General features: G+C 67.2%; 14 protein-coding genes. 6 read left to right on the top strand and 8 right to left on the bottom strand.

The annotated features are described in order from the left end of the window. Positions 1-131: 131 nt before the first annotated feature. Positions 132-2,021, top strand: coding sequence for an arginine decarboxylase (gene speA, locus C1933_RS18505; protein ID WP_108754427.1), 1,890 nt, complete (start codon positions 132-134; stop codon positions 2,019-2,021). Positions 2,022-2,064: 43 nt separating this feature from the next. Further along, complete coding sequence (locus C1933_RS18500; protein ID WP_012512348.1) at positions 2,065-2,385, top strand: DUF6122 family protein; 321 nt, start codon at positions 2,065-2,067, stop codon at positions 2,383-2,385. Between the two features lie 396 nt (positions 2,386-2,781). Here C1933_RS18500 and C1933_RS18495 read toward each other — a convergent pair whose 3' ends face one another. The 3 genes from C1933_RS18495 to C1933_RS18485 are packed head-to-tail and all read right to left on the bottom strand — an operon-like array spanning position 2,782 to position 5,053. Further along, positions 2,782-4,101 (bottom strand): sensor histidine kinase, encoded by a 1,320-nt coding sequence (locus C1933_RS18495; protein ID WP_108754426.1) that lies wholly within the window; start codon positions 4,099-4,101, stop codon positions 2,782-2,784. After that, positions 4,098-4,757 (bottom strand): response regulator transcription factor, encoded by a 660-nt coding sequence (locus C1933_RS18490; RefSeq protein ID WP_108754425.1) that lies wholly within the window; start codon positions 4,755-4,757, stop codon positions 4,098-4,100. Before C1933_RS18490 ends, C1933_RS18495 begins: the two co-directional genes overlap by 4 nt. Further along, entirely contained in the window at positions 4,757-5,053 is a 297-nt protein-coding gene (locus C1933_RS18485) for a PepSY domain-containing protein (RefSeq protein WP_234412201.1), read from the bottom strand. Before C1933_RS18485 ends, C1933_RS18490 begins: the two co-directional genes overlap by 1 nt. Positions 5,054-5,201: 148 nt before the next feature. Here C1933_RS18485 and C1933_RS18480 point away from each other — a divergent pair, with 148 nt between their 5' ends. Then, entirely contained in the window at positions 5,202-5,636 is a 435-nt protein-coding gene (locus tag C1933_RS18480; RefSeq protein ID WP_108754424.1) for a PepSY domain-containing protein, read from the top strand. Positions 5,637-5,910: 274 nt separating this feature from the next. Here C1933_RS18480 and C1933_RS18475 read toward each other — a convergent pair whose 3' ends face one another. From C1933_RS18475 to C1933_RS18465, 3 genes are all read right to left on the bottom strand, one after another. Then, the gene (locus C1933_RS18475) at positions 5,911-6,399 is read right to left on the bottom strand and encodes a hypothetical protein (RefSeq protein WP_108754423.1); all 489 of its coding nucleotides are present in this window, start codon (positions 6,397-6,399) and stop codon (positions 5,911-5,913) included. A 201-nt stretch (positions 6,400-6,600) separates the two neighbouring features. Then, the gene (locus C1933_RS18470; RefSeq protein ID WP_108754422.1) at positions 6,601-7,812 is read right to left on the bottom strand and encodes an FAD-dependent oxidoreductase; all 1,212 of its coding nucleotides are present in this window, start codon (positions 7,810-7,812) and stop codon (positions 6,601-6,603) included. 12 nt (positions 7,813-7,824) lie between these two features. Beyond that, entirely contained in the window at positions 7,825-8,319 is a 495-nt protein-coding gene (locus tag C1933_RS18465; RefSeq protein WP_108754890.1) for a lipocalin family protein, read from the bottom strand. Positions 8,320-8,502: 183 nt separating this feature from the next. Between C1933_RS18465 and C1933_RS18460 the strand changes: the two genes are divergently transcribed. Both C1933_RS18460 and C1933_RS18455 read left to right on the top strand, forming a co-directional pair. Next, on the top strand, positions 8,503-8,751 hold the full coding sequence (locus C1933_RS18460) for a hypothetical protein (RefSeq protein ID WP_108751125.1): 249 nt from the start codon (positions 8,503-8,505) through the stop codon (positions 8,749-8,751). A gap of 167 nt (positions 8,752-8,918) precedes the next feature. Continuing rightward, positions 8,919-11,351 (top strand): DUF3772 domain-containing protein, encoded by a 2,433-nt coding sequence (locus C1933_RS18455; protein WP_199911387.1) that lies wholly within the window; start codon positions 8,919-8,921, stop codon positions 11,349-11,351. Positions 11,352-11,715: 364 nt separating this feature from the next. Here C1933_RS18455 and C1933_RS18450 read toward each other — a convergent pair whose 3' ends face one another. Both C1933_RS18450 and C1933_RS18445 read right to left on the bottom strand, forming a co-directional pair. Beyond that, positions 11,716-13,821 (bottom strand): phosphoglycerol transferase I, encoded by a 2,106-nt coding sequence (locus C1933_RS18450; RefSeq protein WP_108754420.1) that lies wholly within the window; start codon positions 13,819-13,821, stop codon positions 11,716-11,718. 231 nt (positions 13,822-14,052) lie between these two features. Further along, a complete protein-coding gene (locus C1933_RS18445) occupies positions 14,053-15,696 on the bottom strand; it encodes an AarF/UbiB family protein (protein ID WP_234412399.1) in 1,644 nt (547 codons plus the stop codon). Positions 15,697-15,947: 251 nt separating this feature from the next. On the opposite strand from C1933_RS18445, the gene C1933_RS18440 reads away from it, so the two are divergent. After that, complete coding sequence (locus C1933_RS18440; RefSeq protein WP_108754418.1) at positions 15,948-16,874, top strand: DUF808 domain-containing protein; 927 nt, start codon at positions 15,948-15,950, stop codon at positions 16,872-16,874. Positions 16,875-17,143 lie beyond the last annotated feature (269 nt).

Below are 17,143 nucleotides of genomic sequence, written 5' to 3'. Positions count from 1 at the left end.
TGCCTCGCTTCCGGACGGATCGGCCCGTTCAGGTTCAGACCTGCCACGGGCGCGGGCGCGCATGATAACGAACCTGTGGGCATATAGGCGTTATCATGCCCCCCCTTTTATTGCCAACAAGGCCGACTGCAATGACCGATTGGTCCCTCGACCAAGCCCGCAAGACCTACTCGATCCCGCATTGGGCGGATGGTTACTTCGATGTGGATCAGGCCGGGCACATGGTGGTGAGACCGACCGGGGCGGACGGCCCGGTGGTATCGCTGCCCAAGGTGGTGGACGCCGCGCGTGAAGGCGGCGCCAAGCTGCCGCTGCTGGTGCGCTTCCCGGACATCCTGGGCCAGCGCCTGGGCAAGCTGCAGGCGGCCTTCGCCCAGGCCCAGCAGGACTGGGACTACACCGGCGGCTACACCGCCGTGTACCCGATCAAGGTGAACCAGCACCGCGGCGTGGCCGGCACCCTGGCCAGCCACCACGGTGAAGGCTTCGGCCTGGAAGCGGGCAGCAAGCCCGAGCTGATGGCCGTGCTGGCGCTGTCGCGCCCGGGTGGCCTGATCGTCTGCAATGGCTACAAGGACCGCGAATACATCCGCCTGGCCCTGATCGGCCGCAAGCTGGGCCTGCAGACCTTCATCGTCATCGAGAAGCCCTCCGAGCTGAAGCTGGTGCTGGAAGAATCCAAGGCGCTGGACGTGAAGCCGGGCCTCGGCGTGCGCATGCGCCTGGCCTCGCTGGGCGCCGGCAAGTGGCAGAACAGCGGTGGCGACAAGGCCAAGTTCGGCCTGTCCCCGCGCCAGCTGCTGGACCTGTGGAAGTCGCTGCGCGATACCGAGTACGCCGACTGCCTGAGCCTGCTGCACTTCCACATGGGCTCGCAGATTTCCAACGTGCGCGACATCGCCAACGGCATGCGCGAAGCCACCCGCTATTTCGTCGAGCTGTCACAGCTGGGCGCGAAGATCACCCATGTGGACGTGGGCGGCGGCCTGGGCGTGGATTACGAAGGCACCCGTTCGCGCAGCTTCTGCTCGATCAATTACGGGCTCAATTCGTACGCCAGCAACATCGTGCAGCCGCTGGCCAATGCCTGCGAAGAACATGGCCTGGCCCCGCCGCGCATCGTCACCGAGTGCGGCCGCGCGATGACCGCGCACCACGCGGTGCTGATCGCCAACGTCTCTGAAGTGGAGCAGGCGCAGGAAGGCCGCGTGCCCGACCAGCACGACGATGAGCCGGCCTCGATCCGCCACCTGCGCGAGATCCACGAGGAACTGGATACGCGCCCGGCGGTGGAACTGTTCCAGGAAGCGCAGCATTTCCACGCCGAAGGCCTGGCCAGCTACGCGCTGGGCCAGATCGACCTGCCGCAGCGTGCGCGCATCGACGATCTGTTCTACGCCATCGCCCACGGCGTACGTGCGCGTCTGAGCTACGACGAAAAGAGCCACCGCCCGGCGCTGGATGAACTGAACGAGCGCCTGGTCGACAAGTATTTCGTCAACTTCAGTGTGTTCGAATCGATTCCCGATGCGTGGGCGATCGACCAGGTGTTCCCGATCGTGCCGATCGAACGCCTGAACGAGACCCCGGACCGCCGCGGCATCATCGCCGACATGACCTGCGATTCGGACGGCATGGTCAAGACCTATGTCGAGAACGAGAGCCTGGACACGTCGCTGCCGCTGCACGCGATCAAGCACGGCGAAAGCTACCGCATCGGTTTCTTCATGGTCGGTGCCTACCAGGAAATCCTGGGCGACATCCACAACCTGTTCGGCGATACCGACGCGGTGGAAGTGGTGGCCGATGCCGATGGCTACGCGATCACCCAGCAGCGCCGCGGTGATACCACCGACGTGATGCTGGACTACGTGGGCTACAAGCTGGACGACCTGCGTGCGGCCTACGCCCAGCGCGTGGCGGCGGCCGATCTGTCGCCGGAGCGTGCGCAGGAACTGTCCGAAGCGCTGGAAGCGGGCCTGACCGGCTACACCTACCTGTCCGACGAACCGCTGGTCTGATGTTCACGGGAACGCCGGGCCTGGCCCGGCGCTACCTGCCCTGATGAGCGCGCGCGCGATCTTCCATCTGTTCCTGCATGCCGCCGTGCCAGCCCTGCTGGCATGGCTGTTCTGGCGCAAGCGCTTCGCCTCGGCGTGGTTGTTGATGCTGCTGGGCTGGATCATCGATCTGGACCATCTGCTGGCCGACCCGATCTACGCGCCCAATCGCTGCAGCATCGGTTTCCACCCGCTGCACACTGCACCGGCCATTGCGGTGTATGCCGGCCTGTGCGTGCCGAAGAAAACCCGGCTGGTGGGCATCGGGCTGATGATCCACATCGTGCTGGACGCCATTGATTGCTGGTGGATGCACCACCGCTGACGGCGGACGCGGTTGCCTGCGTTGGCGGGACCGTTGCATTGCCTTGGTAGATGCCGACCTTGGTCGGCATGGCGTGGCCGGGACCGTTGGATTGCTTTGGTAGATGCCGACCTTGGTCGGCATGGCGTGTCGACCAAGGTCGACACCTACCGGTCGTGGCGGGGCCGTTGCGCTGCTTTGGTAGATGCCGACCTTGGTCGGCATGGTGTGTCGACCAAGGTCGACACCTACCGATCGTGGCGGGGCCGTTGCGCTGCTTTGGTAGATGCCGACCTTGGTCGGCATGGCGTGGCCGGGACCGTTGGATTGCTTTGGTAGATGCCGACCTCGGTCGGCATGGTGTGTCGACCAAGGTCGACACCTACCGGGCGTGGGCGGGGCGAGCGCAGCGGCAGGTCACCCCACCGGCAACCACAACGTTGCCCGCAGCCCCGGCTGTGCGTTCTGCAGCGCCAAACGCCCGCCATAACTGGCGGCAATATCGCCCACGATCGCCAGCCCCAGGCCGCTGCTGCCGGCGCGCTCATCCAGGCGCACGCCGCGCTCGGTCACCCGCGCCAGCGCCTCGGCGGCCAAGCCCGGGCCGTCGTCGCGTACGTCGATGCGCAGCTGCCCGTCTTCGGCCACTGCGGTAACGCGCACCTGCTGCGTGGCCCACTTGCCCGCGTTGTCCAGCAGGTTGCCCAGCATTTCTTCCAGGTCTTCGCCCGCACCTGCGAAGCGCAGTGCCGGTGCCATCGCCTCTGCAACGAAGGTCACCCCACGTTCGCCGTGTACGCGCGCCATCAGGCCGCATAGCGCCTGCGCCACCGGTTCCACCTCGGTGCGTTGGCGGTGGTCGGCACTGATGCCCGCGGCCAGGTAGCGGTCCACGCTGGCCTGCATGCGTGTGCCCTGTTCGCGCAGGGTACGGCGCCAGTCGTGGCCGTCGCCGTCCGCTTCGGCCGCCAGCACGCTCAGCGGCGTCTTCAGTGCGTGCGCCAGATCCTGCGCGCTGGTGCGTGCGCGCGCCACCATGCGCTGCTGGTGGTCCAGCAGGGTGTTCAGTTCTTCGCCCAGCGGCGCGATCTCCGCACCCAGGCCGGTGCTATCGATCTGCTGCGCCTCGCCGCGGCGCACGCGCTCCAGTTGCGCGCCCAGCCGCTGCAGCGGGCGCAGGCCGAAGTGCACCTGGCTGGCCAGCACCGCCAGCCACGCCGCCACCAGGATGGCCAGTGCGATGGCCGTGCGCTGGCGGAAGGTCGCCACGTCGGCGTCCAGCGCACTGCGATCGGTGGCCACCACGGCCAGGTACGGGCCACTGGCGCGCGGCAGGCGCACCTGCTGCACGCGTGCGCGCAGCGACTGCTGCAACGGCCCGGGCAGGTCGCGTGTTGCCGGGCCGTTGCCGGTAACCGGCAGCGTTTCGTCCCACAGCGAGCGCGACTGCAGCAGCACCGTGCCGGCTTCATCGGCCACCTGCCAGTAGGCGCCGGAAAACACCCGCTGGAAGCGCGCATCGTTGGGTTCCTGGCGCAGGTGCAGTTGGCCATCGGCGCCGATTTCTGCCTGCGCCAGCAGGGTCAGCATGTCCTGCTGCAGTTCCTGGTCCAGCCGATCGCGCGCGCTGCGCTGGTACAGCTCGCCCAGCAGCGCGCTGGCCAGCACCGACACCAGCAGCAGGCCCACGCCGCCGGCCAGCAGCAGGCGGCGCCGCAGCGAAGGCTGCCCGCTCACGGCGGGGCCAGCCGCCAGCCCTGGCCGCGCACGGTCTGGATCAGATCCACCCCCAGCTTGCGCCGCACCCGGCCCAGCAGCACGTCCAGCGCGTTGGAATCGGGGTCCAGCCCGCCATCGAACACGTGTTCGCCCAGGCGGTCGCGGCCGATCACCTGGCCGCTGTGGTGGATGAAGCAGCTCAGCAGGCGGAATTCCTGCGGGCTCAGCGCCAGCGCCTCACCGTCCAGCTCGAAGCGCCCGGCGTTCACGTCCAGCTGCAGGGGGCCGCATTGCAGGCGCGGGCTGGCGTGGCCGTGACTGCGGCGGATCAGTGCCCGCAGGCGCAGGACCAGTTCGTCGGCCTGGAAGGGTTTGGTCAGGTAGTCGTCGGCACCGGCATCGAAACCGGCCAGCTTGTCGTGCCAGCGCCCGCGCGCGGTCAGCACCAGTACTGGGAACGTGCGGGCGTTGCTGCGCCACCGTTCGATCACGCTCAGGCCGTCCAGGCCGGGCAGGCCCAGATCGACGATGGCGGCCTGGATGTCGTCCACCTGTCCGATTTCTTCGGCCTGGCGGCCATCGGCCACCACCTGGACTACGTAGCCGGCCTGTTCCAGCAGTGGCTGCAGGCGAAGTGCCAGGGCCTCGTCGTCCTCGGCCAGCAGGATGCGCATCAGTCGTCCAGCTCCGTCTTCAGCAGCTTGCCGGTGCGCGCATCATAGTCCAGCTCCACCACCACGCCGTCGGCACGCAGGATCTCGACTTCGTACACGCCGTCGTCCAGCTCCACTTCCAGCAGTTGGCCGGCGTGGCGTTTCAGTGCATCACGCACCACGCTCTCCAGCGGCACATAGCGGCCCTGCTGCACCGCGCGGCGCGCCACCTGCTGTTCCGGGTCCTGGCTGGGCCCGGCGGCCACGGGGGCGCTGGCCAGGGCCAGCAGCAGGGACAGGGCAGGGAAGACGTTCACGGCGTGATGCGATGGATGGAGAGCGGGAATTGGCGCGAGTGTGCCAGCGCTGGCTAACCATCGACTAACAGGCGCGGCTAAGGGCCTGTTAGGCGGAGTGGGCAAGCTGGTGTTGCCGGGCTGGTCCGGCCCCAACAGGAGAACCCCCATGCTGAAGTCCCTCGCCCTGGCCACCGTGGCCGCACTCGCCCTGGCCCCCGCCGCCCAGGCCGCCCCGCTGGGCATCGCCCAGGTGGAACAGACCCTGCGCAAGGCCGGCTACACCCAGATTCACGAGATCGAGCGCGATGACGGCCTGTGGGAGGCCGACGTCAGCCGCGCCGATGGCCGTTTCAGCGAGGTCTACGTGGACCCCAAGACCGGTGAGATCTTCGATGAGCACAACGGCCGCGCGCTGCTGGGCACCGAACAGGTGCTGGCCAAGGCGCAGGCGCAGGGCCTGCGCGAGATCCATTCGCTGGAACGTGATGGCGCGACCTGGTCGCTGGAAGCGCGCAATGCCCGCAACCAGAAGGTGGAGGTGCGCCTGAGCGGCTACGAGGGCCGCATCCTGCACAGCGAGCGCGACGGCTGGCTGGATTGACCGGGCGTTGGTAGCTGCCGACCTTGGTCGGCAGAGCGTGTCGACCCGGGTCGACACCTACCGGGCAATCGGCTTTGGTAGCTGCCGACCTTGGTCGGTAGAGCGTGTCGACCCAGGTCGACACCTACCGGGCAATCGGCTTTGGTAGCTGCCGATCTTGGTCGGCAGAGCGTGTCGACCCAGGTCGACACCTACCGGGCAATCGGCTTTGGTAGCTGCCGACCTTGGTCGGCAGAGCGTGTCGACCAAGGTCGACACCTACCGGGTCTTCGGCTTACCAGCCGTACGGCGGCGGGTAATCCCAATACCCCGGGCCACCACCGTAGTAACCGCCGCCATAGGGCCCGAAGTACCCCGGGCCCTTGCCTTCGCTCACATGGATGTTGACGTTGACCCCGCGGGTCTTGCCTTCATCGGTGGTGTAGTTCTTGCTCAGGTTCAGGGTGGCGGCGTTGTAGTGGCTGTTGCCGGTGTTCTTCGAATAGCCGATGCCGGTGGTGAAGCTGCCGGAGACCTTCAGCTTGTCGTCCTGCACGTTGGCGATCTTTGCATCGTCATGCACGCGCGGGCCGCTCTTGTCACCGTAGTAGGTGCCGGGCGGGTCCTGCGGCAGGGACGGGTCGTTCAGGTAGCGCATCGGCGCCTGCGGCACCGACAGGTCCAGGCCCGAGGCCTGCGGCGCGGTGGCACCGGCGGCGGACTGGGCAAGCGCGGCGCCCGGTAGGGCGGCCAGGCACAGCAGCAGGGACAGGGGGCGGATCATCACGACGCTCCAACGCAAGGGGCCGCGCAACACGCGGCGGTACAGGCCGACGCTAGCAGGCGTTGCTTGAATGATGCCTGTAGCCGGCCGGTAGAGTCGAGCTTGCTCGACTGCCGCTCTGCCGCCCTTGTAGAGTCGAGCCATGCTCGACTGCCGTTGGCAGAACCAGTCGAGCAAGCTCGACTCTACGCAAGGCGGGCGTCACGCCCGCCGTTCAAACCCGAACAGGCCCTGCAGCGGGTGCCGCCGCCGCTCCAGCCCGGCGCGCAGCAACCCGGCGCCGATCATCGAATACGTAATGCCGTTACCACCGTAGGCCATGGCGAAGTGCACCCGTGGCCCCCACTGCGCGTGCGGGCCGAAGAACGGCAGGCCGTCGGCGGTCTCGGCGAACGTGCCCGCCCACGAGAACGCCGGGGTCGGCTGCAACTGCGGGAACCAGTGCAGCAGCTGCTTCATCAGCTGCCTGGCCTTGCCCTGCACGCGACGGTCGCGGCGCGCAGGCACGTCGATGGCATCGTCCAGCCCGCCCACCAGCAGGCGCCCTTCGTCGGTGGCACGCAGGTACAGGTACGGCCGCGCGCTTTCCCACACCATGGTCTGCTGCAGGGGACCCAGCACCTGCGCATCGATGGGGTCGGTGATGAAGGCGTAGCTGCTGCGGTTGCGGGCCACACGTGGCTTCAGCCAGTGCTGGGTGGCGTAGCCCATGGCCAGCACCACATGACGCGCCTTGATGACCGCGCCGGCGGCGGTGCGTGCGGTCACGCCGCGTGGGCCGGGCTGCAGGGCCTCCAGCACGGTGCGGTCGTACACACCGCAGCCGCGCCGCTGCAGCCGCTGCAGCAGCCCATAGGTCAGCGCGTAGGGGTCCACGCGCGCGGCCTGCCGGGTCAGCAGGGCGCCGCCGGCATCCACGCCGAAGTGTTCGCGCAGGCGCTGTGGGGTCTGCCAGCGGGCATCCAGGCCGGCGCGGCGGCGTGCATCGCCCTCGGCCATCAGGCGCGGCACGTCGCGGCTGCGGCTGGCCAGGTACAGGCTGTCCATGCGCTGGAAATCCACGCCACGCAGGCCGCGGGCGGCATCGCGCAGCGCCGGCAGGGCCTCGGCGCAGGCCCGGTAGGCCACGGTGGCCGCGTCCGCACCGTACTGCTTGGCCAGTTCCAGCAGATGGGTATCGATCTCGTACTGCAGCAGCGCGGTGCTGGCCGAGGTGCTGCCCCAGCCGATGTCGCGCTGTTCGATCATGGCCACATCGTGGCCATGGCCGCACAGTTCATCGGCGATCAGCGCACCGGTCACACCGCCGCCCACCACCAGCACGTCGCACTGCAGGTCCTGCTGCAGCGGCGGGAACGCATGCATCAGCCCGTTGCGCACCGCCCACCACGGGTAGCCACTTTTCAGGTCCATGGGGGCAGGGGCTCAGGCGGTGGGGTGGCCGGTGTGCGGGGTGTGGATCAGTTCGGACAGATCGAAGCCCTGCTGCTGCGCGGTGGCCAGATAATGGTCGCGCACGGTGGCATCGAGCTGCGGCTGGCGGGACAACAGCCACAGGTAGCTGCGGTCGGGGCTGCCGACCAGGGCCACGCTGTAGTCCGGGGCGACCTGGATGACCCAGTAGTCGCCCTTGGCGAACGGCAGCCAGCGCAGGCCCTTGGGCAGGAAGCTGACTTCCAGGCGCGCGCTGTCGTTGTCCACGGCGCTGGCTTCACCGGTGGCCTCTTCCACTTCGCCGTCCATGCGGCAGCGGTTGGTCACCCCCACGTTGCCGTTGTCCAGCAGGCGGTAGTGCGCCGACACGTCGGTGCAGCCGTCCGGCTCGTGGCGCATTGGCAGGCGGGCGATCTCGTACCAGGTGCCCAGGTAGCGGGGCAGCTTGAGGTCGGTGACGGTCTTCAGCGTCGGCAGGTCGGTCATGATCATGCGGGGTTGCGGTCGGTTCCCCACCTTGCCCACGCCGCTGCCATGGCCGGGTGAAGCCCGGGCGAGGGTGGTGTCCAGAACATTGCGTCGCCGTGGCGGTGCAGGTGCGGTGCCGGTGGCGGCGGTATGCTGCGGCCAGCGCCGGGTTTTTCCGATTCCAAGGCAGTGGAGGTGCCGATGTACCAGGTGATTCTGTTGAAGAGTGAAACCGCGTTCGCGCGCGAGCAGTGGCCGCAGGTCGATGATCTGGTGGACTACCAGGGCGTGAGCTACAGCCTGCGCGCGGGCCCACGACAGCCGCTGCCCACCGACCACCCCTGGCACCCGATCGCGGTGTACGCGCCGGATGAGATTACCGAGGAAGAATTCCAGGACTGGTACGCCGCGCAGCAGCCGCAGGTGGAAGAGTTGCGGTTGAAGTACTGAACGCGCGGGCGGCCGGCGTGGGGCGATGATTGCGCCAGTCGAGCAAGCTCGACTCTACGAAGGGGCGGTAGAGTCGAGCTTGCTCGACTGCTTTTCTCGACTCTACGCGGGCGTTACCCCCTGTGCCGTATAGTCGCGCGCAGGCGCGGTGGTCCGCGTGAACCGGTGTGGCTGGCTTGCTTTCCTTCTTCCGAACGATCCTGAAACGTGGCCCGTCGCTGGCGCTGCTGTTGTGTGGTGCGCTGCTGCTGGCCGCGCCGGTGCTGGCCCAGGATGACGATCCCACGCCGAAGCAGCAGCTGGCCAGCATCGAGGCCAGCCTGAAGGATGTGGAGCGCAAGCGCGACGCCGCCGACGCCATCGAAACGCTGGCGATGCTGTCCGAAACCGCTTCGCAGGCGCGCCGCGATGCCGAGGCGCTGGACAAGAGTCTGCAGCCGCAGCTGGATCAGTTGAACGAGCAGCTGAGCCAGCTTGGCCCGGCGCCCGACGGCAGCACCGAGCTGCCCGAACTGGCGGCACAGCGCCGTAACCTGACCCGCCAGCGCGATGCGCTTGCCGCGTCCATCGCCCAGGCCAAGGCCAGCGCCGTGCGCGCCGGCCAGTTGGCCACCGATATCGACAAGCAGCGCACCGCCCAGCGCACCGAGGAGCTGGGCCAGAAGGTGGATTCGCCGTTGTCGCCCTCGCTGTGGCGCAAGGTCGCCAAGCAGCTACCGATCGACGTTGCCCGGGTGATGCCGTTGGCCGAGCAGGGCCGCGATGCCTTGGCTGCTGCGCTGCGCAAGGAAGGCTGGAGCACGCCGCTGCTGGGCCTGCTGGCCGCGCTGGTGATGATGTTCCCGCTGCGCCTGTGGCTGCGCTCGCTGGGCCGGCGTTTCGCCGCGTCCGAGCGCGCCCCGGACGGGCGCCTGCGCCGTTCCGGCCTGGCCATGTGGTTGCTGCTGGTGGGCACCCTGTTGCCGGGCTACGCGGTGGTGGTGTTCATCGCTTCGTTGAATGCCATCGGCGCCATCGCCCCGCGCCTGCAGACCGTGGCCGAAGGCGTGCAGCAGGCCACCTTCGCCGCCGCTTTCATTGCCGCGCTCAGTGCCTGCCTGCTGGTGCCCACGCGGCCCTCGTGGCGCCTGTTGAACCTGGATGACACCGCGGCGCTGAAGCTGCGCAAGTACGCCTGGGGCGCGGCAGCGCTGGCCTGGCTGAGCACGGTGCTGGTGGCCATCGACCGCGCCACGCGCACCAGCGATGTCACCACGGTGGCGCTGGATGGTGTGATCGCGCTGACCTACCTGGGCCTGATCATGGCCATGCTTGTGACCCTGGCGCGCCTGCACCGCCGGCAGACCGCCGAGGCCGAAGCCAAGCTGGAAGCGCAGGCCGACGGCCAGACCGTGGCGACCCCGGTGCGGCGTGGCAGCTGGCTGGTGCTGGCCCGCGTGGCCGGCAACGCAGCGGTGGTGGCGGCGATCATCGCCACCCTGCTGGGCTACGTGAACTTCGCCAAGTTCGTGAACCAGCAACTGATCGGCGGCACCATCGTGGTGATGGCCGCCATGCTGCTGTTCAAGTTCGTCGATGACTTCTGCACCTGGCTGCTGAACGCCGACAGCAAGGTGGGCCAGACCATCCTGCTCAGCACCGGCCTGAGCGTGTCGCGGCTGGAGCAGGCCGGCGTGCTGCTGTCGGCGATGCTGCGTACCCTGGTGGTGCTGATCGCACTGCTGGCGCTGGCAGCGCCGTTCGGCAACATCGGCACGATCGTCGAGCGCATCGGCTCGCTGGCCAACGGCATCGTGATCAACAAGGACCTGACGCTGCAGCCGGGCCGCATCGTCACCGGTGTGCTGGTGCTGCTGGTGGGCATCGGCCTGACCCAGCTGATGCAGCGCTGGCTGACCGACACCTACCTGCCCAAGACCGAGCTGGACCTGGGCGCGCGCAACTCGATCAGCACGATTGCCGGCTACGTGGGCATCATCCTGGTGGGCCTGTGGGCGCTGACCGCGATGGGCCTGAACCTGAAGAACCTGGCGCTGCTGGTCAGCGCGCTGTCGGTGGGTATCGGTTTCGGCCTGCAGGCGATCATCCAGAACTTCGTTTCCGGTCTGATCCTGCTGGCCGAGCGGCCGGTGAAGATTGGCGACTGGGTGAAGCTGGGGGACCAGGAAGGTGACATCCGCCGCATCAACGTGCGTTCGACCGAGATCCAGGTGGGTGACAAGTCCACGCTGATCGTGCCGAATTCGGAGTTGATCACCAAGACGATCCGCAACATGACGATGGGCAACAACCAGGGCCGGATCCAGATCCAGTTCGCGGTGCCCACCAGTACCGATGTGGCGGGGCTGCGGCAGGCGCTGCTGGATGCCTATGGTGCGCACACGTCGGTGCTGCAGCAGCCGGCGCCGTCGGTGTATATCGACAGCATTGCCGGTGGCCAGATCACGTTCAACAGCTTCGCTTACGTGGCCAGCCCGCGGCAGGTGTACGGCACGCGCAGCGATCTATATTTCAGCCTGCTGCAGATCCTGGCCGAACGGGATATTCCGCTGTCCACCCCGACCGACATCCACCTGGTACGCGACACCCCAGCGGAGTAAGGGAGCTTTTGTCTGCAGGGCTTGCAGCCCTGCACCCGCTGTAGAGTCGAGCCATGCTCGACTGAAGCAACGTCAAAGGCGGGTGGGCTGAGGGTTGGCGGGGTGGGTCCGGTTGCGGGGGACGCCGCAACCGGACCCACCCCGCCTTCGACAGTTGGCCGCGATCTGTGGGGAATGCGCTTGGGGTCAGATCCGTTTTCCGTAGGAAAACGGATCTGACCCCAGAAGCAACTCGATATCTGACAGATGTGTCGACCAAGGTCGACACCGCCCCACCATCCCACGTAATGCACGCTTCTGCCGTTGCCGTTGCCGTTGCCGTTGCATTGAGCAGGTGCAGGGCGCAGCCCTGCCGCACCCCCCTTTACCCCCGCGGTCTGCCGCGCGAGGGCACCAGGGCGAAGGTATCCACGGCCAGCTTCTCGGCATGGTTCAACCACGCGCGGATTTCCAGATCGTCCACTTCGTGGTCCAGACCGAACGAGACGTTGATCTTGCCGTCGGCATCCGGCTGCACCCACTGCTGGGCCAGCACCACCTTGCGCTGCGACGACACCGCTTCGATCCAGAAGCCACGGTCCGGGCGCGTGCTGGCCACCAGCTGCAGCATGTACTGGCCGGCGCGGGTGCGGCGGCCCTTCTGGGTGATCATGTGCGCCTGGCGCACGCTGGGGCGCGGCCCCTGGAAGGCTTCCAGCGGCGCGTCCACGGCAATGCCACCGCGCAGATCGTCGTCGCGGTACAGCTTGATGCCGTTGTCGCGGTTCACCAGCAGCGCGCACCAGTCGCCGTCGGCCGAACCGTCCTCGAATGCCGTGCAGCGGTCCACGTAGGCCAGCGTATTGTCCGGGTCAGCATCGTCGAACTGGCGCGAGGTGTTTTCCAGGTACACCGACTTCAGCGCCCAATCCTTGTCGTACTCCAGCAGCACCGGCGGCTGCACCTGCTGCAGGCCCACCACCACCTGGTCATCGCCATCGATCTTCAGTTCGCGGGTCGGCTCGCCCAGCCACAGCGAACGGGCGAAGGCCAGGTACTGCGGGTAATCGCGGCCGCCATCGCGGCGGGTGGCCACGCTGGCGCTGGGCGCGCGCTCGGTGTCGATCAGCGAACGGCCAAAGCCCATGGTCTTCAGGTTCGGGTCCAGCAGGCTGAGCAGGGTGGCGCCCGAATCCAGCGTGGTGCCGGCCTCGGTGGCCAGCTGGCGCGGAGCAATGCCATCGCCCAGGAACAGCAGCAGGTTCTCGCGCTTCTGCCGGGTCAGGATGTGGCTCAGGTCGTTGGGCATGGCCAGGTGATCGGAGGCGATCACGATCAGCGTGTCCTTGCCGTATGGGCTGGCCTGGATGCGCTGCACCAGCTGCGAGATCAACCGGTCGCTGCACTTGAGCGCATTGAGCATGTTGATGTTGCCGTACTGGCTCTGGTAGCGCTGGCCCTTGCAGGCCACCGGCAGGTGCCCGGCCGGGTGGTGGGTATCCATGGTCAGCGTGGTCAGCATGAACGGCTCGCCCTTGCGCGAGAGCTGTTCGAACCGCTGGTAGGCGGTATCCAGCAGCACGTCGTCATGCACGCCCCACGGCGAGTAATGCACGCGGCCGATCTTCTTCTGCTGCTTGAACCAGTCCAGATCGTGTACTTCGTCGAAGCCGTGGCTGGCCAGGAACTGGCCCTTGCCAGCGAAGCGGCCGTTGGCACCGCCCAGGTAGTGGTTGGTGTAGCCCTGCTGCTTCAGGTAATCGCCCAGGCACACGGCCTTGGGCAGGAAGCTGCCCATGCGGTCCATGCTGTTCTCATCACCGGGCGAGGTGGTCAGCGGCACGCCGCACATCGACGACACCAGGCCGGCAATGGTCCAGCCGCTGCCTTCGGCCGAAGCGAGGCCGCGCACATCCAGCGACTGGCTGGCAAGGCGATTGATGTTGGGCATCAGCCCCGGGAACACGTTCTCATCCAGGTAGGTGCGTTCCAGGCTCTCGCCGTAGATCCACACCACGTTGCGCGGGCGCTGCAGCGGCTGCGTGGGCACCTGGTACTCGGGGGCGATGCGCGCGAAGTCGACCGGGCGCAGCTGCTGGTACAGACGCTGGCCATCGCGCGCCAGCGGGCTGATGAATATCGTGGCCATCCACACCACGGCAAAGCCTGCGAACCAGGCTGCGCCACGGCCGGGGCGGCGCCAGCGCTTCACCCGGGTGGCGAACAGCGGCAGCAGCGACACCAGTGCCAGCACCACGAAGCCAGCGATATAGCCCTTGAAGTCGGCTACGCCGGCGCCTTCCATGTCGGCACCCAGGTGGTACAGGGTGGCCGCATTCAGGCCATCGCCGGAGAGCTTGTCGATCAGCCACCAGGCACTGAGCGACAGCAGCAGCAGCGAGAACAAGGCAGCCTTCCACCACACCCACTTATCGGACGCGAGGAACAACCAGGCCAGCAGCAACAGCGACAGCAGCAGAATCCAGAGCATAGGCAGCTTCGGCAGTGACGGGGTGGTGGTGATGGACGTCGTACCGACGCGTGTCCATTCGACCGACGCTGCCGCAAGCACACACACATGACAGGTCGATGACCCGATCATGCCTGCGCGAACCTGACTGAAATGTTTGTTCGTTACATGATGTGAAATCGCGCCGTATTGGTAAAACCAGCGTGAAAACAGCTACGCGATTTCATTAAGACGGTGCACGCACTGCCTGCTTCAGCGATGCCCGCGTTCTTCGCGTGCGCGTGCACGGCGATCAAACAGCAGTGCGCTGGTAACGATGCCCAAGCCCAATACCACGCCGATCAGCATCAACAGCAGCGCGATGGCGGGGTAGCCGAACACATGCCAGCCAGTCTCCAGCTTCATCATCAGAGACGCGGCCATGATCAGTGCCGCACTGATGATGCCCGCCGCCACGCGGTTGGCGATCTTCTGCAGGTTTTCCATCAGCCGCGATTCTTCCAGCCCGGTCACCTTCATCTGCAGGCGGTTCTCGGCGAGCAGCGCCATGATGTCCGACAACTTGCGCGGCCCGTCGCGCAGCAGCTGCTGCAGCTCCATCGCTTCGCTGGCCAGGTTGGCAGCCGAAAGCGACTTCTTCAGGCGCGCACGCATCACGTGCTGGAGCTGGCGTTCGACGATGCGTCGGGTATCCAGATCCGGCGCCAGCAGGCGGCACACCGTTTCCAGGTTCAGCAGCGCCTTGCCCAGCAGGCTCAGTTCCGGCGGTGTGCGCAACCCGCATGAGGTGGCGATGCGCACCATGTCCAGCACCACGCGGCCTTCGGAGAAATTGCCGTTGGCCGCGTAGCGCGCGATCAACTGGCCGGTTTCGCGCAGGTAGCGCTCCTCGTCGAAGGCTTCCAGCCGCGTGCTGATGCTGATCAGATCGTCGGCCACTTCTTCGCCGCGGCCATCGACGGCGGCGAACAGGATCTTCAGCAGGCGCTCGCGCAGCCGCGGTGGCATGTGCGCCACCATGCCCAGGTCGAAGATGGCCAGGCGCCCGTCCGGGGTGACGCGCAGGTTGCCCGGGTGCGGATCGGCGTGGATTTCGCCATGCACGAAGATCTGGTCCAGGTAGCCGCGGATCAGCGCGGCGGCCAGCGGGTCCATCGCCTGTTCGGTGCGGCGCACACCGGGAATCGCGTCCACGCGCACGCCAGTGGCCAGTTCCATGGTCAGCACGCGCTGGCTGCTGAAATCCCACAGCGGCTGCGGCACCCACAGGCGACGGAACGGCTTCAGGTGACGACCGAAGCGCGCCAGGTTCTCGGCCTCGGCGTGGTAATCCAGTTCCTGCATCAGGGTCTTGGCGAACTCGTTCAACCAGTCGCGCAGGCGCACACGGCGGCCCACCTGGGTCAGGTGGTCGGCGGCCAGGGCGAAGCTGCGCAGCGCTTCCAGGTCCGAGCGCAGTTGCGCGGCCACTTCTGGCTTCTGCACCTTCACCGCCACCTGGCGCCCGTCGCGCAGCACGGCGCGATGCACCTGCGCAATGGAGGCGCAGCCCAGTGGTTCCGGGTCGAACGAGGCGAACAGCTTGTTCACCGGCGCGCCCAGTTCCTGCTCCACGATGGCGTGGATGCGCTGCACCGGAATGGCGGCCACCTTTTCCTGCATGCGCTCCAGCGCGGTGGCGAATTCCACCGGCACCATGTCCGGGCGGGTGGACAGCATCTGCCCCAGCTTCACGAACGTGGGCCCCAGCGCTTCCAGGTCGCTGACGAACTGTTCGGGATTGCCGTCGGGCGGCACGTCGGTATGGCTGCCCGCCGCATCCAGGTTCATGCCGGAAAACACGCCGGAATGGCGATAGCGCATCAGCAGGCGCAGGATCTGGCTGCGCCGGTTCATACCCTTGACCAGCGGGGGATTGCCCGGGGCGGTGGACGGCTTGCTCAAACGACACTCCTTGAAAGCGACGGCACCCTGTTGGTAGCGCCGGGCCACGCCCGGCGGACACCCTGTGCGGGTAGCGCCGGGCCATGCCCGGCGGATTTGGCAACGCGCCCAGTGTCCCCGCAGTGCGGTAGGCGCGCGGTGAACCCGCTACCGCCGTTGCCCCTGATCGGTCAGAATCCGTCCATTCCCTCTCTGGAAGTGCCATGGCCGGTGCCAGTCTGTTTGCCCTGCTCGACGATATCGCCACCCTGCTGGACGACGTCTCGATCCTCACCAAGGTTGCCGCGAAGAAGACCGCCGGCGTACTGGGCGACGATCTGGCCCTGAACGCGCAGCAGGTGACCGGCGTGAACGCCAACCGCGAACTGCCGGTGGTGTGGGCCGTGGCCAAGGGCTCGCTGGTGAACAAGGTGATCCTGGTGCCGGCGGCGCTGGCGATCAGCGCGCTGGAAGCTTGGCTGCACAGCCGTGGCTGGAACGTGCCGCTGATCGTGCCGCTGATGATGATCGGCGGCGCCTTCCTGTGCTTTGAAGGCGTGGAAAAGCTGGCGCACCGCTTCCTGCATTCCGCCGACGAGGACGCCGAGCACCAGGCCGAACGCCGCAAGGCGCTGGCTGATGAACAGGTGGACATGGTGGCGTGGGAAAAGGACAAGGTGAAGGGCGCGGTCCGCACCGACTTCATCCTGTCCGCCGAGATCATCGTGCTGACCCTGGGCGTGGTGGCCGTGGCCTCGTTCACCCAGCAGGTGCTGACCCTGACCGTGGTGGCGCTGGCGATGACGGTGTTCGTCTACGGCCTGGTGGCCGGCATCGTGAAGCTGGACGACGTGGGCCTGTACCTGTCGCGCAAGGGCGGGGCGGTGGCCGCGTTCGGCCGGGGCCTGGTGCGCTCGGCGCCGTGGCTGATGAAGTTCCTGTCGGTGGCCGGCACCATCGCCATGTTCCTGGTGGGCGGCGGCATCCTGGTGCACAACATCCCGGCGCTGCACCACGCGGTGCAGGCGATGGGCGGGGAAGGGCAGTGGGGCTGGCTGATCAGCGCGGCGGCGAACATGGTGGTGGGTATCGTGGCCGGCGCCATCGTGCTGGCCGCCGTGACTGGCTTCCAGAAGCTGCGCGGGCGGTAGCAGCGGCTGCTCATGCCAACCAAGGTTGGCATCTACCAAAGCAGGGTTTTCCGCAAGACGCTGCTGCTCTGGTAGTGGCCGACCTTGGTCGGCCCCGTGAACCCCTGCATGCCAACCAAGGTTGGCATCTACCAAAGCAGGTCTTCTTCCAGCTGCTCTGGTAGTGGCCGACCTTGGTCGGCCCCGTGAACCCCTGCATGCCAACCAAGGTTGGCATCTACCAAAGCAGGTCTTCTTCCCGCTGATCTGGCGGTGGCCGACCTTGGTCG

This window comes from Stenotrophomonas sp. ZAC14D2_NAIMI4_6, assembly GCF_003086875.1.
In the GTDB taxonomy this organism is placed as follows: Bacteria; Pseudomonadota; Gammaproteobacteria; order Xanthomonadales; family Xanthomonadaceae; genus Stenotrophomonas.
Note: the sequence above shows the minus strand (reverse complement) of the source record. Positions and strands in the feature narration are given on the sequence as shown.